General features: G+C 71.9%; 24 protein-coding genes. 6 read left to right on the plus strand and 18 right to left on the minus strand.

Translation table 11 applies throughout. The features are described 5' to 3' along the window. Positions 1-243 precede the first annotated feature (243 nt). A complete protein-coding gene (locus AB0P17_RS14915) occupies positions 244-924 on the minus strand; it encodes a lytic polysaccharide monooxygenase (protein WP_365810979.1) in 681 nt (226 codons plus the stop codon). 189 nt (positions 925-1,113) lie between these two features. Here AB0P17_RS14915 and AB0P17_RS14920 point away from each other — a divergent pair, with 189 nt between their 5' ends. Beyond that, positions 1,114-1,824, plus strand: coding sequence for a 1,4-alpha-glucan branching protein (locus AB0P17_RS14920; RefSeq protein WP_365810980.1), 711 nt, complete (start codon positions 1,114-1,116; stop codon positions 1,822-1,824). 127 nt (positions 1,825-1,951) lie between these two features. Here AB0P17_RS14920 and AB0P17_RS14925 read toward each other — a convergent pair whose 3' ends face one another. Beyond that, positions 1,952-2,332, minus strand: a complete 381-nt coding sequence (locus AB0P17_RS14925) for a hypothetical protein (RefSeq protein WP_365810981.1) — start codon at positions 2,330-2,332, stop codon at positions 1,952-1,954. 229 nt (positions 2,333-2,561) lie between these two features. Here AB0P17_RS14925 and AB0P17_RS14930 point away from each other — a divergent pair, with 229 nt between their 5' ends. The 3 genes from AB0P17_RS14930 to gcl are packed head-to-tail and all read left to right on the plus strand — an operon-like array spanning position 2,562 to position 5,713. Beyond that, a complete protein-coding gene (locus AB0P17_RS14930; protein WP_365810983.1) occupies positions 2,562-2,951 on the plus strand; it encodes a gamma-glutamylcyclotransferase in 390 nt (129 codons plus the stop codon). Between the two features lie 42 nt (positions 2,952-2,993). Beyond that, positions 2,994-3,890 (plus strand): 2-hydroxy-3-oxopropionate reductase, encoded by an 897-nt coding sequence (locus AB0P17_RS14935; RefSeq protein ID WP_365810984.1) that lies wholly within the window; start codon positions 2,994-2,996, stop codon positions 3,888-3,890. A 23-nt stretch (positions 3,891-3,913) separates the two neighbouring features. After that, positions 3,914-5,713, plus strand: coding sequence for a glyoxylate carboligase (gene gcl, locus AB0P17_RS14940; protein ID WP_365810986.1), 1,800 nt, complete (start codon positions 3,914-3,916; stop codon positions 5,711-5,713). Positions 5,714-5,837: 124 nt separating this feature from the next. Here gcl and AB0P17_RS14945 read toward each other — a convergent pair whose 3' ends face one another. The 16 genes from AB0P17_RS14945 to AB0P17_RS15020 all read right to left on the minus strand — a co-directional run bounded on the left by AB0P17_RS14945 (position 5,838) and on the right by AB0P17_RS15020 (position 19,405). After that, on the minus strand, positions 5,838-6,317 hold the full coding sequence (locus tag AB0P17_RS14945; RefSeq protein ID WP_365810988.1) for an SRPBCC family protein: 480 nt from the start codon (positions 6,315-6,317) through the stop codon (positions 5,838-5,840). 90 nt (positions 6,318-6,407) lie between these two features. After that, positions 6,408-7,538: an acyl-CoA dehydrogenase family protein gene (locus AB0P17_RS14950; RefSeq protein WP_365810990.1), complete on the minus strand. Its 1,131-nt coding sequence runs from the start codon at positions 7,536-7,538 to the stop codon at positions 6,408-6,410. Then, positions 7,525-8,439: an alpha/beta fold hydrolase gene (locus AB0P17_RS14955; RefSeq protein ID WP_365810991.1), complete on the minus strand. Its 915-nt coding sequence runs from the start codon at positions 8,437-8,439 to the stop codon at positions 7,525-7,527. Before AB0P17_RS14955 ends, AB0P17_RS14950 begins: the two co-directional genes overlap by 14 nt. After that, the gene (locus AB0P17_RS14960) at positions 8,432-9,385 is read right to left on the minus strand and encodes a VlmB-like protein (RefSeq protein ID WP_365810993.1); all 954 of its coding nucleotides are present in this window, start codon (positions 9,383-9,385) and stop codon (positions 8,432-8,434) included. Before AB0P17_RS14960 ends, AB0P17_RS14955 begins: the two co-directional genes overlap by 8 nt. A 24-nt stretch (positions 9,386-9,409) precedes the next feature. Further along, positions 9,410-10,387, minus strand: coding sequence for a DUF2156 domain-containing protein (locus AB0P17_RS14965; RefSeq protein WP_365810994.1), 978 nt, complete (start codon positions 10,385-10,387; stop codon positions 9,410-9,412). Next, positions 10,384-10,836 (minus strand): hypothetical protein, encoded by a 453-nt coding sequence (locus tag AB0P17_RS14970; RefSeq protein ID WP_365810995.1) that lies wholly within the window; start codon positions 10,834-10,836, stop codon positions 10,384-10,386. Before AB0P17_RS14970 ends, AB0P17_RS14965 begins: the two co-directional genes overlap by 4 nt. A 70-nt stretch (positions 10,837-10,906) precedes the next feature. Continuing rightward, on the minus strand, positions 10,907-11,983 hold the full coding sequence (locus tag AB0P17_RS14975; RefSeq protein WP_365810997.1) for an SDR family oxidoreductase: 1,077 nt from the start codon (positions 11,981-11,983) through the stop codon (positions 10,907-10,909). A gap of 120 nt (positions 11,984-12,103) precedes the next feature. Continuing rightward, a complete protein-coding gene (locus AB0P17_RS14980; protein WP_365810999.1) occupies positions 12,104-13,366 on the minus strand; it encodes an aspartate aminotransferase family protein in 1,263 nt (420 codons plus the stop codon). A gap of 30 nt (positions 13,367-13,396) precedes the next feature. Next, positions 13,397-13,741 carry a 4Fe-4S dicluster domain-containing protein gene (locus tag AB0P17_RS14985; protein WP_365811001.1) on the minus strand — a complete coding sequence of 115 codons (345 nt, stop codon included), beginning with the start codon at positions 13,739-13,741 and terminating at the stop codon, positions 13,397-13,399. Beyond that, the gene (locus tag AB0P17_RS14990) at positions 13,738-14,661 is read right to left on the minus strand and encodes a hypothetical protein (RefSeq protein WP_365811002.1); all 924 of its coding nucleotides are present in this window, start codon (positions 14,659-14,661) and stop codon (positions 13,738-13,740) included. Before AB0P17_RS14990 ends, AB0P17_RS14985 begins: the two co-directional genes overlap by 4 nt. Continuing rightward, on the minus strand, positions 14,658-16,187 hold the full coding sequence (locus tag AB0P17_RS14995; RefSeq protein WP_365811004.1) for an AMP-binding protein: 1,530 nt from the start codon (positions 16,185-16,187) through the stop codon (positions 14,658-14,660). Before AB0P17_RS14995 ends, AB0P17_RS14990 begins: the two co-directional genes overlap by 4 nt. Beyond that, the gene (locus tag AB0P17_RS15000; RefSeq protein ID WP_365811006.1) at positions 16,187-17,005 is read right to left on the minus strand and encodes a thioesterase family protein; all 819 of its coding nucleotides are present in this window, start codon (positions 17,003-17,005) and stop codon (positions 16,187-16,189) included. Before AB0P17_RS15000 ends, AB0P17_RS14995 begins: the two co-directional genes overlap by 1 nt. Continuing rightward, positions 16,968-17,933, minus strand: coding sequence for a hypothetical protein (locus AB0P17_RS15005; RefSeq protein ID WP_365811008.1), 966 nt, complete (start codon positions 17,931-17,933; stop codon positions 16,968-16,970). The genes AB0P17_RS15000 and AB0P17_RS15005 overlap by 38 nt, the downstream gene beginning before the upstream one ends. Before the next feature lie 351 nt (positions 17,934-18,284). After that, complete coding sequence (locus AB0P17_RS15010) at positions 18,285-18,554, minus strand: hypothetical protein (protein ID WP_365811010.1); 270 nt, start codon at positions 18,552-18,554, stop codon at positions 18,285-18,287. Beyond that, complete coding sequence (locus tag AB0P17_RS15015; protein WP_365811011.1) at positions 18,544-19,200, minus strand: TIGR03086 family metal-binding protein; 657 nt, start codon at positions 19,198-19,200, stop codon at positions 18,544-18,546. The genes AB0P17_RS15010 and AB0P17_RS15015 overlap by 11 nt, the downstream gene beginning before the upstream one ends. A 10-nt stretch (positions 19,201-19,210) precedes the next feature. Next, entirely contained in the window at positions 19,211-19,405 is a 195-nt protein-coding gene (locus tag AB0P17_RS15020) for a hypothetical protein (RefSeq protein WP_365811013.1), read from the minus strand. Positions 19,406-19,655: 250 nt separating this feature from the next. Between AB0P17_RS15020 and AB0P17_RS15025 the strand changes: the two genes are divergently transcribed. After that, a complete protein-coding gene (locus AB0P17_RS15025) occupies positions 19,656-20,567 on the plus strand; it encodes an alpha/beta hydrolase (RefSeq protein ID WP_365811015.1) in 912 nt (303 codons plus the stop codon). Next, a complete protein-coding gene (gene fabI, locus AB0P17_RS15030) occupies positions 20,564-21,343 on the plus strand; it encodes an enoyl-ACP reductase FabI (protein ID WP_365811017.1) in 780 nt (259 codons plus the stop codon). The genes AB0P17_RS15025 and fabI overlap by 4 nt, the downstream gene beginning before the upstream one ends.

A 21,343-nucleotide genomic window follows, 5' to 3' on the forward strand; every position in this document is an offset into this window, starting at 1 on the left:
TCAGAACGGTCTGTGGCGGGTACCCCGGGCATGCGCGCGCCGGTCCCGGCGAGCGTGCGGCACGCTCGCCGGGACCGGCGGTGGGGGGTGCCCGTCGCGTCGGACGGACCTCGCTCAACGGACCCGTGCACCGGACCCGCGCATACGGACGGGTCCGGTCACGCCGGACGGGTCCCGTCACACGGCACCGGTCCGGTCACACCGAACAGGCGCTGCCACACGGACACCGCCACGTCGGACGGGTCAGGTGAAGTTGACGTCGCTGCACAGGAAGTACGTCTGGTCCATGTGCGAGGCCTGCCAGATCGTGTAGACCACATGACGCCCGGTGTATCCCGAAGTGCTGACGTCGATGGCGTAGTTCTGGCTCTGGGCGTAGCTGCCCGTCCTCTTGACCAGTTGCAGGTCGTTCCAGGTCAGCGGCTGCGTGGTGGGGTCGAAGCCCTGCCTGGTCACGTACACCAGGAAGTAGTCCGCGCCGTGGCTGGCCTGGTCGTACAGGTTCAGTCTGAAGTTGGCGGAGATGTTCGTCGTCTTCCACGCGCCGGGGGTGTCGAGGGACCGGTACCGCCCGCCCTCGGTCCGGCCGCCGCTGCACAGCTGCCCGTTGGGGATGACGGCCTGGAAGTTGCCCGCGGAACCGTCGCGGTACAGCCCGTTCCAGTTCCACATGGCGTTGGGGTTGTCCTGCCACGCCTGCCAGCACATCGGGTCGAGCTGTGCCATGGCCGGGTTCTGGAAGTCGCTGCCCCAGCGCTGCCAGCAGCCGTAGTTGCGGGAGGCGGGGTCGATGACGGAACCGTGCGCCGACGCGGTGCCGACGGAGGGGATCAGGCAGAACAGCACCGCGGAGAGTACGCCCAGAACGCGTGCGGCCCAGCGGCCCGATAAGCTCCGCCTCTTGTCGTGATCATGACATTTCATGGAGTCTCCATCTTCCGGTTGTGGGGTGTTCCGAAATGGGAGCGCTCCCAATTTACCGCGTCGTTACGCGGCGGCATAGAGCGGAAACACGGGTTTCCCGGCGCGGTCGCCGCGGCGACCAGAGTGGAAGGATGGGCACCCGGGCCACGGATCTCCGGCACGTGGCAGACGCGAAAGGTGTCCAGGCGCATGGCAGTTGTCCACCGCACCACGATGACCCCCACCAAGCTGGAGCTGCTCGCCTCCTGGCTCCCCGCGCGGCCCTGGTACCGCGGCGGGGGAAACGCCCCGGAGCTGAGCCGGACCGGCGGGTTCCGGCTCGACGATCCGCGGGGCGAGGTCGGGATCGAGTTCATCGCGGTCACCGACACCTCGGGCGACCGGCCCCTCACGTACCACGTGCCGCTCACGTACCGGGGCGCACCGCTCGACGGGGCCGACGAGGCGCTCGTCGGGACCAGCGAGCACGGGGTGCTGGGGCGGCGATGGATCTACGACGGGGCCCATGACCCGGTGTTCGCCGCACAGCTCCTCGCCCTGCTCACCGGCGCCGCCGAGCCGCAGGCCCAGAGCCTCAGCGACACCCCCGACCCATCCGTCGCCGGCGACCTCGCGGGGGCGGGCCCTGCGGGTACGTTCGCGTCCCTGAGCGTGACGGACGGTCCGGACGGCACCGATCTCCTGGTCCGGACGACGGGCGGCGGCGCGGCCACCGGCGCGACCGCCGGCGAGCCCGGGGCCTCGCTGGCCATCCGCGTCAACCGGACCCTCCTGGCCGCCCCGGATGCCCCCGCCGGCACGCCCGGGCCCCTCGGCCATGTCACCGCGGGATGGAGCCTCCCGGACGGGACCACGGCACGCGGCCGATACATCGTCGTGAACGGCTCCGCACCCGCCTGAGGCCCCATCCGGACAGGTCCTGATGACCGATTCGGGCAGCCCCTGTCCGGCACGGGCCCTGTCCGCCCCGTATCCGCGCACGCGAAGCCGGCCGACGAGCAGGTCGGCCGGCTGACCATCGCGCGCCTCAGGCGATCGCGGGCTCCTGCTCCGGGGCCGCCTCGGCCTCGGCCTTGGGCTTCCCCGCGGCCTTCACGGAGGCGCCGGCCGGGGCGTTCCCCGCGGCCTCCGCCGACCCGTCGGCATCTTCGGCGCCGTCCGCGCCACCCTCGGCGATGTCCAGGAAGTGACGGATCGCGTCGACCGACAGCTCGAGTTCGTCGGCGGCGTCCAGCTCGCTCCCGAAGACCTCGACCGCTTCCGCCACAGCCTCGGCCAGCTCCGCCTCGGCCTTGCGCAGCTTGGCCTCGGCCTTGTCGACGGTGTCGACCACCGCCAGCTGCCGGCGCTGCTTCTCCTGGAGCTTCTGCTTACGGGACGGGCTCTTCTCGGGGGTTTGCGAAGTCATGACCAAGATCATATGCCGACCGTCGGCGATCCCCGAAATCCCCAACTGGCGGCCGTCGAAGGCCTTTCCACAGGAGGGTACGTCAGCCCCGGTCAGCCGGTTCCGGCGACGCCCGGGACGGCCGCCCCGGCAGTCACGCGGCACGAGGGGTTGTTATTCCACAATGCAGAAAATAGTATCCACATCGTAGAACCTGCCCGTTGCTGCCGATGACCCCGGAGGAGACCCCATGGCACGCATGTTCCTCAACGGCCAGGCGATGGAGGGCGGCCCCTTCCACCACCACCTGCGCGGCGCCCCGCTGATCGCGAAGACCCGTACCGCCCCCGGTCACCGCTTCTTCTCGATCCGGGACACCTGCCCCGGTCTGCTGCCGGACCGCGGCGTCGACACCACCGTGGAGGGCGAGGTCTACGACGTCCCCGACGAGGTGCTCCGCGACGAGCTGCTGCCCAACGAACCGGCGGAGCTGGAGTTCGGCATCATCGAGCTCCAGGACGGCTCCTCGTGTTTCTCGATGGTGTTGCGCCGTGGGGAGCTGGAGCGGGGCGGCCACACGGAGATCACCGCGTTCGGCGGCTGGCGCGCCTATCTGAAGAGCCTCGGCCGCGACGCCTGACCCCGAACACACCACGAGACGACGACAGAAGGAACACGCACGATGAGCGCAACCCCTCGGAAGATCGCCTTCATCGGTCTGGGCATCATGGGCGGCCCGATGGCGGCCAACCTCGTGAAGGCCGGTCACACCGTGACCGGCTACAACCGCGGCCGCTCCCCCGTCGACACACTCGTCGCCGCCGGTGGCCGGGGCGCCGGCAGTGTCGCCGAGGCGGTCCGTGACGCCGAGGTCGTGATCACCATGGTCCCGGCCGACGCCCAGGTCAGAGAGGTCGTCCTCGGCGAGGACGGTGTCCTGCGGCACGCCGCGCCGGGCACCCTGCTGATCGACATGAGCAGCGTCACCCCGGAAACCGCGCTGGAGGTGGCGGCCGCCGCGCGCGAGAAGGGCGTCCGTACCCTCGACGCACCCGTCTCCGGCGGCGAGGCCGGCGCGATCGAGGCGGTCCTGTCCATCATGGTCGGCGGTGACGCCGGTGACTTCGCCGACGCCCGGCCGGTCTTCGAGGCGCTGGGCACCACCGTGGTGCACGTCGGCCCGCACGGCGCCGGCCAGACGGTCAAGGCCGCCAATCAGCTCATCGTCGCCGTCCATCTGGAGGCCCTGGCCGAGGCCGTGGTCTTCCTGCGGAACGCCGGGGTGGACCTCCCGGCGGCGCTCGACGTCCTGGGCGGCGGGCTGGCCGGCTCCACCGTCCTCGCCCGCAAGCGCGAGGCCATGGTGAGCGGTGACTTCACGCCCGGCTTCCGTATCGACCTGCACCACAAGGACATGGGCATCGTCACCGACGCCGCCCGCGCGGTGGGCGCCCCGCTGCCGGTCGGGGCCCTCGTCGCCCAGCTCGTCGCCTCCGCGCGCGCCTGCGGCGACGGCGGTCTCGACCACTCCGCGCTGCTGCGGGGCGTCGAACGCCTCGCCGGCCGCACCCACCTCTGAACCCCGACCCGTTGGAGAACCCCATGGCTCGCATGACTGCGGCACAGGCCGCGGTGGAGATCCTGAAGCGTGAGGGCACCACCCACGTCTTCGGTCTGCCCGGCGCGGCGATCAACCCCTTCTACGCCGCGATGCGCGGCGACGGCGGCCTGACCCACATCCTCGCCCGGCACGTCGAGGGCGCCTCCCACATGGCGGAGGGCTACACCCGGGCCAGGCCGGGCAACATAGGCGTCTGCGTGGGCACCAGCGGCCCCGCGGGCACCGACATGATCACCGGCCTGTACTCGGCCGCCGCGGACTCGATCCCGATCCTGTGCATCACCGGCCAGGCACCGGTGGCCAAGCTCCACAAGGAGGACTTCCAGGCGGTCGACATCGCCGCGATCGCGGGACCGCTGACCAAGATGGCGATGACCGTCCTCGAACCCGCGCAGGTGCCCGGCGCCTTCCAGCAGGCCTTCCACCTGATGCGCTCGGGCCGCCCAGGCCCGGTCCTGATCGACCTGCCGATCGATGTCCAGATGGCCGAGATCGAGTTCGACCCGGAGACGTACGCGCCTCTCCCGGTCTACCGGCCGGCCGCGACCCGGGCCCAGATCGACAAGGCGATGGAGCTGCTCCAGGCCGCCGAGCGGCCGCTGCTCGTCGCCGGCGGCGGTGTCGTCAACGCGGACGCGAGCGAGCTGCTGGTGGAGTTCGCGGAGCTCACCGGCGTTCCGGTGGTGCCCACCCTGATGGGCTGGGGCGCCATCCCCGACGACCATCCGCTCATGGCGGGCATGGTCGGGCTCCAGACCTCCCAGCGGTACGGCAACGCCACGATGCTCGCGTCCGACTTCGTGCTGGGCATCGGGAACCGCTGGGCCAACCGGCACACCGGCGGCCTCGACACGTACACCCGGGGACGCACCTTCGTCCATGTGGACATCGAACCGACCCAGATCGGCCGCGTGTTCGCCCCGGACCGGGGCATCGTCTCGGACGCCGGGGCCGCGCTGGAGCTGTTCGTCGAGGCCGCGCGGGAACTCCGGGACTCCGGGGCGCTCAAGGACCGGTCCGCCTGGTCGGACAGTTGTCGGGAGCGCCGGCGGACGATGCTGCGCAAAACCCACTTCGACAATGTGCCGGTGAAACCACAGCGGGTCTACGAGGAGATGAACAAGGCGTTCGGCCGTGACACGAGGTACGTCAGCACGATCGGGCTCTCGCAGATCCAGGCGGCGCAGATGCTGCACGTCTACCGGCCGCGGCACTGGATCAACGCCGGGCAGGCGGGGCCGCTGGGCTGGACCCTGCCCGCGGCGCTGGGGGTCGCGACGGCCGATCCGGACGCCACGGTCGTCGCGCTCTCCGGTGACTACGACTTCCAGTTCCTGATCGAAGAGCTGGCCGTCGGCGCGCAGTTCAAGATCCCGTACCTGCATGTCGTCGTCAACAACGCCTACCTCGGGCTGATCCGGCAGGCCCAGCGCGGCTTCGACATGGACTTCTGCGTCCAGTTGTCGTTCGACAACGTCAACGCGCCCGAAGTGGGCGGTTACGGGGTCGACCATGTCAAGGTCGCCGAGGGGCTGGGCTGCAAGGCCATCAGGGTCTTCGAGCCGGACCGCATCGGGCCGGCGCTGGAGGAGGCCAGGAAGCTCATGGCCGAGTACCGGGTGCCGGTCATCGTGGAGATCATCCTCGAACGGGTCACCAATGTCTCCATGGGCACCGAACTCGACAACGTCACCGAGTTCGAGGAACTGGCCACCGACGCGGAGCAGGCGCCCACCTCCGTCCTCGCTCCCGCTACCGGCGCCACGGCTCCCCTCGGCTAGGCCGCCGGTGTGCCGCGCCGGTTGTGCGGTGCCGGCCGCGGCCGTACGTACGGCGGGAAGGCTGGGCCAGGCCCGGTCTGCCCGCCGTACGGGGAGCAGGCCGTCGGCGGAAAAGATGCCGGGGTCATGGGCCGACGGCCGCGGTGTCCCTTCCGCTGCTGGTCAGTTGGATCCCCTGGCCCAGCAGCCCGCGCAGGATGAGCCCGATGCTGTCGGTCAGCGCGCGCATCGCGACCGGGTTGATGATCGGCTCCAGGCTGGGGATGCCCAGGTCGAACTCGCAGGAGAACAGCACCACCACGTCCCGGTCGGCCTGCCGGACGTCCCAACTGCCCGCGAACCGGGCGAAGTCCCCGGTGAGCTGGTCGAAGGTGATGTGCCGGGCGACGGGGTCGACGACGTCCCGTTCGGTCCAGTACAGGACGCCGCCGCGGAAGTTCACGGCCCAGGACGAGTCGACGGTACCCGCCTCGTCGGCGGTCACCTTGATCTCGCGTACCGCGTCGGTGTGGTCGGAGTACCGCTCGAAATCACGGATCAGGCCGAACACCCGGTCCGCGTCGTCGTCGGTCAGCAGTCCCTCGATGTGCAGGTGGCAGGCCATCGCATTCCTCCGGTGGGTAAGGGGTCGGCAAGAGGGCAGTACGCGGAACGCCGGCGCCCGGCCGACGGGGCCGGGGCACGACCGGCGCGGTCACCCCAGGACGAGCGGGCCTCCGGCGTAGGCCGTGCACAGTGCCTCGGCGGCCCGGCCGAAGGACGGCGGATGGAACTTGAGCGCCCCGGCGCAGGCGGCCAGGTACGACGTCTCGTCACCGGAGACGTAGGACATGCCGCCGAGCGCCTCCAGACAGCGCGGCACCACACGGTCGACGGCGGCCTGCGCCGCGAACCGGCACACCAGCGACCGCGCCAGTTCGGCCTGACCGACCGGCCCTCCGGTGTCCAGCGCCGACGCGGCGTCCGTCACGCCGCCCATGGCCGCTTCCAGCTCCACCAGGATCCGGGCCCGTTCGGCGGGGTCCCCCTTCCTCCGGTCGAGCACCCGCTCCGCCAGCGCGCTCGCCATCCCCAGGTACGAGGCCGCCATCAGCAGCTCGAACCAGACGAACCCCACGGTCTGGACGGGGTCCATACCGCCGTCCTCGCCCCGCTCCGTACGGACCACCATGTCCGGTGAGACCCGGACGTCCCGCAGCCGTACCTCGTCGCTCTCCGCGCCGGCCAGCACGGTGCTGCCCCAGAACGGGTGCACCGAGATGCCGGGCGTGGTGGCGGGGATCACCGCCACGGCGAGCCGCGGGCCGCCGTCGGTGTCCAGCAGGACGGAGGCGGTGAGCAGGTCCATCGACGCGGACAGGCTGCACGGCTTCTTGGCACCGTTGAGGACGAGGTCGTCGCCGTCCTGACGGGCCGTGATGGAGGAGGCGAGGATCGACTGCCCGGACCTGCCCTCGGCGAACCCGGAGGCCATCAGCAGCCGCTGCTCGGCGACCGCTTCGAGCAGCATCCACTCCAGGCCCTTGGTGACCTCGTACGCCTGGACCATCCCGGCGACCGAGAAGTGGTGCATGGTGGTGGCCACCGCCAGGGACGGGGCGCGCGACCCCACGGCCCGCTGGAGCAGCACCGCCTCCACCGCGCTCGCGCCCAGCCCCTTGTGCTCCGACGGCACCAGCAGCCCCGCGCCCCCCGCCTCCTTGAAGAGGCCGAGCGCGGGACCGCCGGGGCGTTCCAGCTCGTCCTGGGGCAGGGCGGCGAGGCGGCCGTCCAGTCCGGGGAGGAACCCCTCCAGTGCCGTACGCTCGCGTTCAAGAAACCTCATCGCCGTCTCCTCCGGGTCCGTTCCAGGGTGGTGCCGTGAGCGCCCCGCCGATCCACCGGCCGATCGCGGCGGCGATCGGCTCGGAGCGTCTGACCCAGCCGGTGTGGCCGAGCCGTTCGCCGTGGTGCCGGCGCGTCACGTCCGCGCCGCGCAGCAGGGCGCACAGGGCGTCCACCGCGCCGGGCGGCGCCAGCCGGTCGCCGCCGACCGAGAACGCCAGCACCGGCAGCCTCAGGGCCGCGATCAGCTCCTCGTACGGGACGTCCGCCCCGGCCGGCCGGTAGCGCCCGGTGCGGGCCATCCGGGCCCAGTCGCCCACCAGCACCCGGGACTGCCGCCCGGCGAAGCCCAGTACGTCGCCCGGCCAGTAGCCGCGCAGCCGGGCGACCGCCGCGACGGCGTTGGTGCCGAGCAGCGGGATGAGCCCGGTCGGCGGCGGATACGCGCGGAAGTACGGAGTGCCCGCGGCGACCAGCAGGATCCCGGCCAGATCGGCCGGATGCCGGGCGGCGTACAGCAGGCCGATCTGTCCGCCGATGCTGTGCCCGAGCAGGAACACCGGGCTGCCGGGCGCCTGTTCGCGCAGCGCGGCCACGACGGCCGGACAGTCCACGGTGGCCAGCTCGTGGTAGCCGTACCGGGCCGAGGCGTCCGGCCGGGGCAGGCTGTCGCCGTACCCGCGCAGATCGGTCACCGCGACGCCCAGGCCGTGCGCCGCCAGGGCGGTGGCGAACGGCCGGTAGAAGCGCGCCCGTACGCCGAGCGCGGGCCAGACGACGACGAGCGGCCGCCCGGCCGGCGCCGGCCAGTGGTGCACCGCGAGCGCGGCTCCGTCCGGCAGTGTCACCGTCAGCCGTACGGAACCGGCCCCGGCCGGCGGCTCGTCGGGCCGGTCACTCACCGGCCAGGCCCATGTAGGCCAGCCGGGCTGCCTGGGTCTCGGCGGACCACTCCAGCGCGGCCTTGATCCGCTCGTCCGGCGTGGTGTCCAGCAGGCGGCGCCCGGGCCAGATCTCGTGGTCGCCGATGACGTCGGCGATCTGCTGGACGCCTTCCTGGAAGAGTTCCTCCCGGCGTTGCAGGACCTCGAACACCGGGAGGGAGGCCCAGAGTTCGTTGCCGCGCTTCAGGAGGTCCGCCGCATGCTCCGTGAGCCCCGGGTCCCGGGACAGGTGCCGCTTGACGATCTCGCTGCCGACGGTCAGGTGCCGGATCTCGTCGATGCCCGCCCCGCGCTCCACGCTCGCCGCCGCGGGGTCGACGATCTTCCACTTGTGCTCGCTGAGTTCGCCGGTCGGCGCCAGCACCCCCTCGACCAGAACGGTCAGTACGAGCACCCCGGAGAGGAAGGGGTGCGGCCCGTTCATCACGTCCAGCCCGAACTCCTCCAGCGGGTCCAGCACGTGGGTGCGGTGCTCGCCGGCGTACCGCTCGACGACTTCGTCGATCTCCGCCTCCGCGACGCCCACCTCGGTCATGTGCGCCCGGAACGCCTGGGCGTGCCGGGCCTCGTCCAGCAGTTGGGTGGCGTAGAACTCCATGGACTTCGCGTCGGGCGCGTTCGCCACCAGCGAGGTAATCGCCCGCGCGGCCTTGTCCTCGGCGATGGAGCGGAAGGAGAACTCCGTGAGGAGCGCGTCCCGCAGGGGGCCCGGCTTCCTCATGTGGTCCGGCGTCACCGCCTCGGGCCGGTGACCGTTGACCAGGCCCCGGAGCGTGCCCTGCGCGACATTGACCAGCCAGTAGTCCAGGTCGCACCGCTCCGGCGTGAGCCTCAGCTCGCGGGCGCCCGCGAGCACGTCGGGGGCCTGGTCCCAGTCTGCTTCCGGTGCGATGTTCGTCGTCATCGTGCCACCTCAAGGTCGGTCGGATCAGATGGTGTTGGTGATGCGGAGCAGCTGCCAGAGGGAGGACGGCCGGGGTCCGCCCCGGAACGCCACGTACTCGGGCTCGATCACCTGCGGCGCCCATTTGAGTTTGAACGCCTGCTGTGACCGGGCCGGGTAGAGAGACGCTCCCCGCTCGGCGATCAGCCGAACCGCGCGGCTGATCAGCGGACTCGCGTTCGCCGGCTCGGGGCCCAGCCCGGCGAACGGGGTGAGCCCGAGGTGCAGCCACCCGGCCCCCTCCCCGGCGAAGGCCGTCAGGGCCGTGAGATTGATCAGCTCGATCGTGCCGACCGCGGCCTCCGGGGTGCGCCGGGTCAGGTCGTACAGCCAGCCGGGCCGGCTGCCGTACGCGGGCGAGTAGGAGACGTACCCGATGACCGCGCCGTCGCGGTGGGCGGTGAACAGCCGCCGGTGCGGGGCCCCTCGGCCCTCGCGCTCGCCCACCAGGAACGTCATCCGCTTGACGTGCCGGCCCTTGTCCCGCAGCCACTTCCGGTCGATCTCGTCGAGCACCGGGAGATGGGTGCCGGCCGGTGCCTCCCGGACGGTCACCCCTTCGCGCCGTGCCCGGGCCAGGTTCTGCCGGATCTTCGCCGGCGCCTTCCCCTTCAGCGAGAAGCGCCCCAGGTCGATGCTGTACGAACTGCCGAGCTGGTTGACCGTCCAGCCCCGTCCGGCGAACAACTCCACGTCCGCCGCCCGGACCTGTGCCGCCACCAGCCCGCGGCGTCGGCCGGCCACCCGCTCCTGGAACTCGGCCAGCAGCGCGCCGCGGTGCTCGGCCGGTGCGAAGGGGCCGCCGAAGACGAACACACTGCCACCGCGGCGCCGGTACGCGATGACGCCCGGCACCGAGGCGGAGGTGAAGTGCTCGGCCCCGTCGTTGTACGCGATGAACCCGCTGGGGTGATCGGCGTACGCGGTGATGCTCTCCAGCGCGTCCGGCGACGGGGCGCTCATAGGGCGTGCGCCCCCGCCCGCCGCGCCTGGTGCGCCTTCTGCCGCCTGGTCTCCAGGTGCTCGAAGGGCAGGCCGGCCGGCTTGGCGTAATTGCCCAGCAGACCGCGGTCACCGAACAGATGCAGCGGGACCACCAGCAGCGCCCACTCCGGACGCACCAGCCACGCCCACAGGAGGACCACCGCTCCCGCCGTCAGCCAGGTGTGCATCACGTTGTAGAGGATGTGGAACACCGGGTGGATCCGGCCGTCCCTGGAGAGCGTGTACGCGATCAGGCCCGGGATGTAGCCGATGAGGTCGATGTAGAGGAACAACAGGATGGCCGGGCCCCAGCGCACCTCGTCGATGTGCCACAGGAAGGCGACGGCGGCCACCACGAGGACGCCCAGGTACTCGGCCCGTGTCGTCAGGTAGTTCTGCCGGTGCCCGAAGGCCTGCTCCGCGCTCATGGATCTCCTTCGCTCGTGACGGCTGAGGACCTGATCCGCCGGCGGATCCGGCCGGATCGCACGGGGCCCGTCACACGGGGCCCGGCGCGGATACACGAGAGCCCGCCCGGGCGTAGATGTGGTGCCGCGTCCTGACCAGGTGGCGCACCGACGCCCGCCACGCCTCCTCGTTCGCCCGGAGGTCCGCCGCGGCCTCGCAGCCGGGTATCCCCGCCAGCGAGCTGGGGAGCGGATGCCGGTGGAAGAGCACGGCGGTCTGGTCCAGCAACCGGTCGAGTCTGGTCTTCGCCCAGCCCGGCACCACATCGAAGAAGGCCGGGCGGATCAGACGCTCGATGACGTCGGGGGCGAGGATCCGCAGGGGCTCGACCCGGATGCCCTCGGCGGCGGCCTCCTCGATGATCAGCTGGACCAGCCGCTCGGTGGTGAGCGCGTTCGCGCCGCCGCTGAGCCAGTACTCGCCGGTCCGTACACCGGAGTCCAGCAGGGAGACGATCGCCCGCGCCACGACGTCCCGCGGTACGAAGTCCACGTAGCCGGTGGGATCGCTCGGTGTGAAGGGCAGCCGGTTGAGCAGCACCTGGTGGGCGAAGGTGTGCAGCCCCTGCGCCTCGGAGATCTCGCCGGTGACGGAGTCACCGATGATGATCGACGGGCGTACGATCACCACCTGCGCGCCGCTGCCGGTGACGATCTCCTCGCCGACGACCTTGGACGACACGTACAGGGAGGGGCTGCTGCCCGCCCGCCCCGTCCGGTCGCCGCCCGCGGCGAGGATCTCCTCGCGCCGCGCCACGTAGGCGCTGCTGACATGGATCATGGGCGCGCCCGCGTCGACCGCGAAGCGGGAGATCCGCCGGGCCCCTTCGACGTTGTGGGTCCGCATCTCCTCGGCGGTGCCGCTGAACTTCACCATGCCCGCCGCGTGGACCACCACGTCGACGTCGGCGCACAGGGTCCGGTAGCGGGCCGGGTCGAGCCCCAGCAGTGGCCGGGAGATGTCACCGCGCACCACCTCGTCGCAGCCGGCGAGGGGCCGCCGGCGTGCCAGGCCGATGACGCGGTAGTCGCGCAGTTGGGGGATGAGCGCCGTGCCGAGCACCCCGGCACCACCGGTGAGCAGGAGAGTTCTGGGTGGCGAAGTCATATTCGCGGCCTTTCGCGTGCTGTCGCTGAACGGGTTCGCGTGCTGTCGCTCAAAGGGGTGCGCGTGCTGTCGCTCAAAGACGCGCGTGTCGCTGAAGGGGTGCGCGTGTCGCGGAACGGGTCAGGAGAAGTTCTTCGCCATGGCCGTCAAGGAGTCGTCGAACGCCGTCAGCAGCTCGGCCTCCTCGGCCGGGGTGAGAGTCGCGGGCGGGGTGAGCCGGACCACCGGGTGGGCGTTGAGCGAGTGGTTGACCACGACATGGCGGTCGACCATCTCCAGCAGCAGTTCGCCGGCCATGGCGGCGTTGTCGAGCTCGACACCGATCAGCAGACCGGCGCCACGCACCTCCCGGACCAGGCGCGGTGCCCGCTCGGCGGCGATGGCGCGCAGGGCGTCGAGGAGCCGCGCGCCGGTCACCGCGGCCCGGTCCACCAGTTCCTCGTCCCGGATCACCTCGACGGTGGCGCGTACCGCCGCCATCGCGATCGGGGCGCCGGAGTAGGTGGAGGTGTGCAGGAAGGGATCGGTGTCGAAGGGCTCGAACATCTCCGGGGTCGCCAGCACGGCGGACACCGGCATGACACCGCCGGACAGCGCCTTGCCGACGAGCAGCATGTCCGGCCGTACCCCGGCGAGTTCACTCCCCCACCAGGCGCCGAGCCGGCCCAGTCCGGTCATCACCTCGTCCACGACGAGGAGGGCCCGGTGCTCCCGGCACAGCGCCGCCACCTCCGCGAGGTAGCCGGGCGGCGGCATGATCACCCCGGCCTCGCTCTGCACCGGTTCGACCACGACGCAGGCCTCGCCCTCGCCGGTACGGAGCGCCTCGGCCAGTGCCGCGACCTCACCGAAGGGGACGTGGGTGACATCGGGCAGGAGGGGCCGGAACGGGTCCTGGTAGAAGGACCTGGCCGTCAGCGAGAGTGCTCCCACGGTCTTGCCGTGGTATCCGTTCTCCATCGAGATCAGCCGTCGTCTGCCGTGTGCCCTGGCCAGTTTGACGGCCGTCTCGGTGGCCTCGGCGCCGGATCCGGAGAAGTGCACCCGGTCGAGCCCGGCCGGTGCCACGGAGGTCAGCGCCTGGGCGGCGAGACCCACCGCGGGGTCGAGGAAGAGGCGGGTGGACAGGGCCTGGCGTTCGGCCTGCCGCTGTACCGCCTCGACGACCCGCGGGTGTCCCGCGCCCGTGAAGAACACACCGTAACCGCCGCAGTTGAGGAATTCCTGCCCGTCGGTGGTGGTGACACGGGCGCCGGAGGCGGAGTCCTCGACGAGACCGCCGAAGAGTGCCGCCAGTTGACTGCGCCCCCTGCCCAGATGCTTCCGGTGCAGGTCGATCGGTTCGTTCTCGGAGGGTCTGCTGTCCGACAAGCCGGCGTTCATCGTGAACACTCTCCATGGGAAGGCACCGGCTCAGGCCCGGCGCGGTGCCAGATCGGGGGCGAGCGAGGCCCACTTGTCCGGGGCGCCGTTCCACTTCTCGGCGTCGTCGAGGGGCTGGACACGGATGGTGGCCAGCGGCAGCAGCGGCGCGAGCCGCGCGTTCCACTCCAGGGCGGGGGCCAGTTCGGCGGGCACCTCGTTCTCCGGGTAGATCGCGTCGCTGGGGCACGCCTGGACGCAGTTGCCGCAGTCGATGCACTCGTCGGGGTCGATCACGAGGAAGCTGTCGGCCTCCCGGAAGCAGGCCACCGGGCAGTAGGTGACACACTCCGCGAACTTGCAGTGAACACACTGTTCGGTGACGACATGGGTCATGATCCACTCCCGTTGGTCAGCAGCTCTCCGTGGTCGTCGGCGAAGCGGTGGCCCGTCTCCAGGCCCAGCGCGTAGGCACCGACGAGCCCCTCCTCGGCGGCCGCCCCGTAGTCGACGCCCAGCGTCTTGAGGTCGTCGGCGGGCCGCACCACCAGGACCCGGGCGCGGCCCAGCAGGGCACCGTCCACGATCTCCTCGGAGCCGTAGAGGTCCCGGTACAGCGGGAACGGGTCGGAGCCGATCACGATCAGCGAGGACACCCCGGTCTCCGCCACCTCACGGGCGGGGCAGGCGCAGGTGTACGAGGCGTCCACGTACGGCTCGCCGTCCACCTCGGCCGGTACCGCCCACGCGTGCAGCATCCGGGTCGAGGCATACGCGACGGCGTCGTAGTTGGCCTCCGTCAGCCGGGCGGCGCCCGGCCCCGCGCGCTCGGGGCGGGTGGCGAAGACGACCGGCGCCAGGTGGCGTTCGACCCAGCTCCGGTCGCCGCTGAGGGTGTCGCGCAGCAGTTGCCGGCCCAGCCGCTTCGCGCCGGGGCCCTGGGTGAGTTCGGCGCCCGCCTCCGTCGTGACCCTGCTGGTGGCGAGGAGCAGATCGGGCGCGTCGTCCCGGAACAGCCCGGCGCGCAGCGTCGGCCCGTACTCCCGGATGCTCTCCAGCGCCACCTGGCTCATCCCGGTGCGCGCCGCTCCCGCCGCCGCCCGCAGCCAGTAGTCCACCCCCACCTCCCGCGCCCTGCCGATGGCGGCGAGGCCTCCGGAGAGGCCGGACGAGGAGGCGGTCCCGTACACCCGGGCGCGCAGCCCGCGTTCCTCGAAGGCGGCGAGCACACCGTGTCCGAAGACACCCTTGAGCATGCCGGACGCCACGGCGATGCCCGTGCCGCCACCGGGGCCGGTGGCGCTGTCGGTCGTCACGTGAACGGTATTCCCTTCTCCAGCTGGGCGGTCATATGGGTACGCGCCGGTTTTCCGCTCGCGGTGCGGGCGATCCCGCCGCGCTTGACCTGGAGTACGGCGCGGGGCGCCACACCGAAGTCCGCGGCGATCCCGGCGGCGACGGCGGCGGTGTCCACGGTCGCCGTCCGCTCGGGCACGACCAGGACGGTGAACCCGTCCTCGTGTGCCAGGGCGACACACTCGGCGACGCCCGGCTCCGTCGTCGCGCGGTGCTCGATGTCCACGACGAACACGTTCACCCCGTTGACGGAGACGCGGTCGCCCCGGCGCCCGTGCAGATAGAGCCGGCCGGCCCGCAGCCGGCCCAGATCACCGGTGTCGAACCACTGGACGCGGTGATCGGTGGCCCCGTCGTAACCGTTGAAGAGGGTGCGCCCGCGCAGCCGTACGGTGCCGAGTTCGCCCTCCGGGCGGCGTCCCCCGTGCTCGTCGACGATCTCCAGGTCGAGCCCGGGGACCGGGGCGCCGAGGCAGGCGGCGCCCGGGGCGCCGCCGGTGGCGGACTCCTCGGCGAAGTTCGGGGCCTCGTCGGTGTACCGGTGGGAGGTGGCCATCAGCCCGGCCTCGGCGAGTCCGTAGCAGAAGACCAGCGCGGACGGCGGGAATCCCCAGGGGCCGGTCGCTGCCAGGAAGTCGCGCACCGAGTCCCGGCGGATCGGCTCGGCGCCGCTGAACACGGTGTGCCACCGCCGCAGCAGGCCGGGGTCCGGCCCGTCCGCCCGCGCGGCCTCCCCGATCCTGGCCGCGAGGTAGCGCAGCATGAAGTCGGGGAGCGCGCTGTGCACGGCCGGGGCGTCCCGGACCAGCCGCAGCGCCGCCATGGGCCGGCGCAGGAACGTACCGGGTTCCTCCACCACGACGTTCAGGGCTCCGGCGAGTCCGGTGAGCAGCCCGACGAGGCCCATGTCGTGATGGAGCGGCAGGGCGATCAGGCCGGAGTGGCCCGGCCGCATGCCGGCGACGGCGCGGATGGCCTCGGTGTTGCCGACGAGGGCCCGGTGGCTGAGCGGGATGGGCCGGGGCATCCCGGTGGATCCGCTGGAGTACTGGACGAAGGCGATGTCCTCCGGGTCCGCCTGCGCCGGCTCCCGCACCGGCCGCGCGTCGTCCATCGGCGAGATCTCCCGCAGCCCCGGGCCGCTGATGCGGTACGCGTGCCGGGCGCCCTGCTGCCGCGCGACGAGGGCGGTGTACTGGCCGGTGATCGTGCCGGGCACCCGGGGCTTGACGGAGACCGGCACGGCCCCCAGGTGCATCAGCCCGAGCAGCGCGAGCACCCCGTCCCGGGAGCTGCTGATCCGCAGCAGGACCCGGTCGCCCGGCCGGACCCCCTGGGCGGCGAAACCGCCGGCCGCGGCGGCGATCCGCTCGGCCAGCAGGGGGTAGTGCAGTGTTTCCCGCCGGGGCGAGGTGCCGAAGGTGACCGTGGCGTCCTGCCGGTACGCCTGGCTCGCGATGGCCTCGGGGAGTGTGCCCGCCGCCATCAGCCGGCCCGTCCCGGGGTCCGGCGCAGCGCGGCCAGGTCGGCGCGGTGGATCCGCCGGGTGCCGCGTTCGACGAGGCCGAGGCGGACCCGTCCCCTGGCCACGACGGTGCCGTCGAGTTCCTCGATGTCCTGCGCGAGGGTGAAGCTGTACGCGGACCGTTCGGCGAGCGAGGTCCGTACGGCGACCTTCCCGACCGGGTTCCACTCCACCGATGCGAGGTAGTCCAGGCGCAGTTGGAGCACGACGGCCACCAGCTCGCTGTCCCGCAGGTCCACGTCGTTGGCGAGTGCCCACTGCCAGCGTCCGGTTTCCAGCAACTGCGGGTGGACGCTGTTGTTGAGGTGTCCGGCCCAGTCGAAGTCGTTCGGGCGCAGCTCGATCTCGGCACGGTGTTCCGTCACGTCCCACTCGTCCGCCGGCGTCGGGGCCGGCGCCGGTGGTGGCAGTGTGGTGGTGTTGTCTCCCATTCCCGTTCCCCTGTCTTCCAGCAGTACGGCGACGGATCCCGCCAGGTCTCCCGTGTGGCTGATCGAGATCTCGGCGGCGAGCCGGCGCTCCGCCCACCAGCCGGCCAGCCGCCCGTGCGGCCGCAGCCGGGGCTGCCCCGCCGGCCCGTGGGTGATCTCGATCTCGGGAAAGGTGTACGGCGGTGCTCCGCCGAGTGTGCTCAGCGCCTTGACGCAGGCCTCCTTCGCGGAGAACAGTCCGGTCAGCGAGGCCGCGGGGTCGGGGCGGGAGCGGCAGTGGGCGAGCTCGGCGGCGGTGAAGACGGCCCGGCTAGTGAGCAGATGCCGTTTCGCGCGCAGCTCCGGCACGGACTGCAGATCGAATCCGGTCGATATCGTTGGTGCGGAGGCTGGCGAAGTAGGCGCGCTTGAGGTCATCGTAGGACTCCGCCTGGATTCCGGTCGCCTCGCGGACGAGGGCGAAGACGCTGGAGAGCTTCTTGGCGTGGATGGGGCCCTCGTGGAGCGAGTCGTCCGCGAGCCCGTACTCCTCGTCGCCGGTACGGACCCGCTCCCACCAGTTCACATGTCCCTGACGCTCCGTCTGGGCCTCGCGCGCGGAGCCGAAGGTCTCGCCGCCGTCCGGCCGCACCCAGCTGTACGCCATCGACAGCACGTCCTTGACCGGGTAGACGCCGGTCTCCACCAGGGCCTTGGCGAAGGAGGCGAAGTACTGGCGGTGCTGCACCTCGTCCTTCATCACGGTGTGGAAGACGTCGTGGACCAGTTCGTCCTCGGTGCCGCGGGCGGCCCAGCCGTAGGAGACACACGCCTCGATCTCCACACACGCCTGGAGGACGCAGACCCGGGCGTAGTTGTCGCGCGGCAGTTCGCCGCGGCACTCGACCACCTCGGTCTCCTCGATCGGGTCGATGCCGGCCATCTCCATGAGGCGGCCGAAGGCGATCTCGTGGTGGGCCTCCTCCTCCAGCCAGTAGCGGGCCGACCAGGCGGCGGCGATGTGCAGGACGTCGGACCCGAGCGGGTTGGACTCCCGTATCTCGTTGGCGAGTTTGACCCCGTCGACGGCGAGCCTGATACCGGCGGGCTGGGTGGTGAGCTCGGCGCGGGCGGCGTGCCAGAGGGCGGCCCGGTCGGCGGCTGAGGGCCGGCTGAGGCGGCGTCCGTCGAAGAGGGCGTCGGTGCCCCAGCGGCGCTGCTCGTGGTAGCTCTGCTGGGAGCGCAGGACGTCGGTGATGGTCGCCCCCGCCTTCAGCTCCTGGACGATATCGGTCATGATCAGCATGGGTGCGGCCTTCCGGTCGGAGGGTGCGGTACGTGGCTGTCGCGACGGATCCGGTGGTGCGGTTGCCCAGTGCCGCGACCGGCAATGTTTGCCCCGAAGGAGCGTCGTCCAGTGCACTGCACTCGCTCCGCTCGCTCCGTCTCGGCACATCGATTCGTCCTCTGGACGCCGAGCGCGATCGCAAGGCGGCCGGAAGTCCTTGGATGGGGTGTCCCCTGCTCGAACGAAGTTGAGAGCTTGGGGAGGGAGCTACCAGGGCTTTTGGCCAACGCCGCGAGCGTGCGTGCTGGGCGGCGCGACGGGGCAAAGCTTGCCGGGAGGGGCACTAGGTGCCGGTCGGGGTCAGGAGGGTTCGGCGGCGGTGAGCTGCGCTCCGAGCACCGCGAGGACCTCGTCCGCGGTGTGGTTGAGGGTCATCGTGGGCAGTTCCGCGTCGTCGTCGCCGAGTCCGGCGTCGGCGAGTGCGCCCGCGAAGGCGTCCAGGAGATCGATGGAGTTGATCGCCGTCGGGGAGGCGGCCAGGACGGCGGAGAGCGGGCGGTCCGCGCCGAACACCTCGTCCTCGGGCAGCCCGAGGCGTCGGGCGACATGGGTTCTGAGCTCAGCGAACATGGGTGTCCTCCGGTAGGTGGCGATCGGTCTCGGCGGTCGTGTCCCGGACCGGGGTCCAGTCGGGGTGCCGGCCGAGCGCCGTCAGTACGTGTTCCAGCGGCCCGGCCGGTGCGGACGGCGTCCGAGCGGGCCGGAACTGTGCCCCGGGCTCGCGCCGCCGTTCGTCGTCGGGCACCATCCGGGCCAGGGGCAGCGCGGCCCGCACCACGTCCTCGGGCAGGGTGAGCGGCACGCCGAGGGCCGCCGCCAGGTCCCAGCCGTGCACGACGTGGTCCAGGAAGTGGAAGCCGATGGCGAGTCTGCCGGGGAAGGCCCCCTGGGGCCTGATCTCCGGCAGCAGGAACGGCGCCTCGGTGATCCCGGGTCCGGCGAAGGCGTCGAGCGCCCGCTCCGCCGCCGCCCGGTAGCCGGCCCGCGGGTCGGCGCCGAGCGGGAGTTCCTTCCAGTCGGAGAGGTCCCCGCCGCCCCCGCCCGCCGACGCGGCGAATCCGTGGTGCTGCCCGGCCATGTGCTCGACCAGTTGACGCAGCGTCCAGTCCGCGCAGGGCGTGGGGCTGTCCCAGTCCCCGGGGGCGGCCAGGCCGATGATCCGGACCGTCTCCAGCACGGCGCTCCGGTCGAGGGCGACGATGTCGGTCGTGTCCACGGGGTTCCTTTCAGCGGGGGGTACGGGTCTGCCGCGCGGCCGCGGGCTCGCCGGGCGGGACGGGGCCGTCGGACGGGACGGGGCCGTCGGACGGCTCTTCCGGGAAGAGCTGTTCCTCGATGATCCGGTCCAGCTCGTCCTTGAACCGCTGGTTCGGTCCCGCCCTGGTGGGAAGCGCGGCGAGTCCCGGTGCGTTCGGTGCCATGTGTCCTCCATCAGGCGGTGGGTGGGCGCGACGCCGGTCCTCCCGGTGGACCGGACGGCCCGGGCCGGCCGGGCGGTGCCGGCGCGCGGCCGGGTGACGGCCGGCCGGGGCGGTGCGCCCGGCCGGAGAGGACGTGCTCGGCGGACCGCCGGGCCGTGTCCGGACTTCGAGGGCGTGGCTTCACCATATAAGAGCACGGTCGTTCGTGCTAGCATTTTGCCTCCTTAGTGGCCTACGGAGGAGACCGGGCATGGATCCCACCGCGGCAGTAGCCGGCACCGTCCTCAACACCCTCTCCCGCGTCTCCGGACGGCTGGCGGGCACGGGGGCCTTCACGCTGTTCCGGCTGCCGCTCGCGCGGGGCAAGGCGCGTCCGGCCGACCGGCGGCTGATGGAGACGGCGACGACCGGACAGGTGGAGGTCAACGGCAAGACAGCGGTGACCTACCGCTGGGGCACCGGCGAGCGTCCGGTGCTGTGCGTCCACGGATGGCAGTCGCGCGGCTCCCGGTTCGCCGACTTCGTCCCCGGGCTGCTCGACCGCGGCTACAGCGTCATCACCTTCGACACACCGGGCCACGGCGAGGCCACCGGGCGCTCCACCACGATCGTGGAGTACCGCGCCATCATCGGCGAACTCCACCGTGAGTACGGGGACTTCGAAGCGGTGGTGGCCCACTCGCTCGGCGTCCTGGCGACCTTCCTCACCCTGCGCACGAAGGTACGGACGGGACGGATCGCCGCGCTGAGCGGGGTCCCCGACTTCGACTACCTGGTGGACGAGTTCTGCGCCCGGCTCGGACTGCGCGCACCGCTCAAGGCCGCGCTGCGGGGCCGGATCGAGCGGGATCTCTTCGCCGGGGAGCCGGACATCTGGACCCGCTTCTCCGTGCTGGACCGGCCGGAGGACATCCAGGTGCCGATCCTGCTGCTGCACGACAAGGACGACGAGATGGTCGGGGTCGCCCACGCGCACCGGGTCGCCGACGCCTACGGCGACCGGGCGCGGCTGACCGTCACCGAGGGGCTCGGGCACCGCCGTATCCTCGGCGACCCCGGTGTGGTGGCCACCGTTCTGGACTTCGTGGACGAGGGACGCCGGGAGGAGACCCCCGGCACCGCGCCGGCGGCCGGCGAGCAGTCGCAGGAGACGATCCGGTGAGTGGACTGCTGGCCGGCAAGAACATTCTGGTCACCGGCGTCCTGATGGACTCCTCGATAGCCTTCCATGCCGCCAGGCTGGCCCAGAACGAGGGCGCCCGGGTCGTCCTCACCGGCTACGGACGGCTGAGTCTGGTCGAGCGGATCGCGGGCCGGCTGCCGAAACCCGCCCCCGTCATCGAACTGGACGTCACCGACCAGCACCACCTGGACGGACTGGCCGGCCGGATCCGCGAACACCTGGGCGAGGACGCCCGGCTGGACGGAGTGGTCCACTCCATCGCGTTCGCGCCGGGCGACGCGCTCGGCGGCGGCTTCCTGGACACCCGCTGGGAATCGGTCGCCACCGCCGTACAGGTCTCGGCGTACTCCCTGAAGTCGCTGACCATGGCCTGTCTGCCGCTCATGGAGCGGCACGGGGGCTCGGTCGTGGGGCTGGACTTCGACGCGACGGTCGCCTGGCCCTCGTACGACTGGATGGGGGTGGCCAAGGCGGCACTGGAGTCCACCTCCCGCTACCTGGCGCGGGACCTCGGCTCCTCCGGCATCCGGTGCAACCTCGTCGCGGCGGGGCCGGTCAAGACCATGGCCGCCCGCTCGATTCCCGGCTTCGAGACGTTCCACGACGTCTGGACCGATCGCGCGCCCCTCGGCTGGGACCTCTCCGATCCGGAGCCGGCCGCCCGCGGTGTGGTGGCGCTGCTGTCGGACTGGTTCCCGCGCACCACTGGCGAGATCGTCCACGTAGACGGCGGCGTGCACGCCGTGGGAGCCTGA

The sequence above is a fragment of the Streptomyces sp. NPDC088124 genome (assembly GCF_040685895.1).
Taxonomy (GTDB): domain Bacteria; phylum Actinomycetota; class Actinomycetes; order Streptomycetales; family Streptomycetaceae; genus Streptomyces.

Excerpts from the sequence above, each read along its gene's own strand:
- AB0P17_RS14915 (WP_365810979.1), bottom strand. The coding sequence starts at position 924 with ATGAAATGTCATGATCACGACAAGAGGCGGAGCTTATCGGGCCGCTGG.
- AB0P17_RS14920 (WP_365810980.1), top strand. The coding sequence starts at position 1,114 with ATGGCAGTTGTCCACCGCACCACGATGACCCCCACCAAGCTGGAGCTG.
- AB0P17_RS14925 (WP_365810981.1), bottom strand. The coding sequence starts at position 2,332 with ATGACTTCGCAAACCCCCGAGAAGAGCCCGTCCCGTAAGCAGAAGCTC.
- AB0P17_RS14930 (WP_365810983.1), top strand. The coding sequence starts at position 2,562 with ATGGCACGCATGTTCCTCAACGGCCAGGCGATGGAGGGCGGCCCCTTC.
- AB0P17_RS14935 (WP_365810984.1), top strand. The coding sequence starts at position 2,994 with ATGAGCGCAACCCCTCGGAAGATCGCCTTCATCGGTCTGGGCATCATG.
- gcl (WP_365810986.1), top strand. The coding sequence starts at position 3,914 with ATGGCTCGCATGACTGCGGCACAGGCCGCGGTGGAGATCCTGAAGCGT.
- AB0P17_RS14945 (WP_365810988.1), bottom strand. The coding sequence starts at position 6,317 with ATGGCCTGCCACCTGCACATCGAGGGACTGCTGACCGACGACGACGCG.
- AB0P17_RS14950 (WP_365810990.1), bottom strand. The coding sequence starts at position 7,538 with ATGAGGTTTCTTGAACGCGAGCGTACGGCACTGGAGGGGTTCCTCCCC.
- AB0P17_RS14960 (WP_365810993.1), bottom strand. The coding sequence starts at position 9,385 with ATGACGACGAACATCGCACCGGAAGCAGACTGGGACCAGGCCCCCGAC.
- AB0P17_RS14965 (WP_365810994.1), bottom strand. The coding sequence starts at position 10,387 with ATGAGCGCCCCGTCGCCGGACGCGCTGGAGAGCATCACCGCGTACGCC.
- AB0P17_RS14970 (WP_365810995.1), bottom strand. The coding sequence starts at position 10,836 with ATGAGCGCGGAGCAGGCCTTCGGGCACCGGCAGAACTACCTGACGACA.
- AB0P17_RS14975 (WP_365810997.1), bottom strand. The coding sequence starts at position 11,983 with ATGACTTCGCCACCCAGAACTCTCCTGCTCACCGGTGGTGCCGGGGTG.
- AB0P17_RS14980 (WP_365810999.1), bottom strand. The coding sequence starts at position 13,366 with ATGAACGCCGGCTTGTCGGACAGCAGACCCTCCGAGAACGAACCGATC.
- AB0P17_RS14985 (WP_365811001.1), bottom strand. The coding sequence starts at position 13,741 with ATGACCCATGTCGTCACCGAACAGTGTGTTCACTGCAAGTTCGCGGAG.
- AB0P17_RS14995 (WP_365811004.1), bottom strand. The coding sequence starts at position 16,187 with ATGGCGGCGGGCACACTCCCCGAGGCCATCGCGAGCCAGGCGTACCGG.
- AB0P17_RS15005 (WP_365811008.1), bottom strand. The coding sequence starts at position 17,933 with ATGACCGATATCGTCCAGGAGCTGAAGGCGGGGGCGACCATCACCGAC.
- AB0P17_RS15010 (WP_365811010.1), bottom strand. The coding sequence starts at position 18,554 with ATGTTCGCTGAGCTCAGAACCCATGTCGCCCGACGCCTCGGGCTGCCC.
- AB0P17_RS15020 (WP_365811013.1), bottom strand. The coding sequence starts at position 19,405 with ATGGCACCGAACGCACCGGGACTCGCCGCGCTTCCCACCAGGGCGGGA.
- AB0P17_RS15025 (WP_365811015.1), top strand. The coding sequence starts at position 19,656 with ATGGATCCCACCGCGGCAGTAGCCGGCACCGTCCTCAACACCCTCTCC.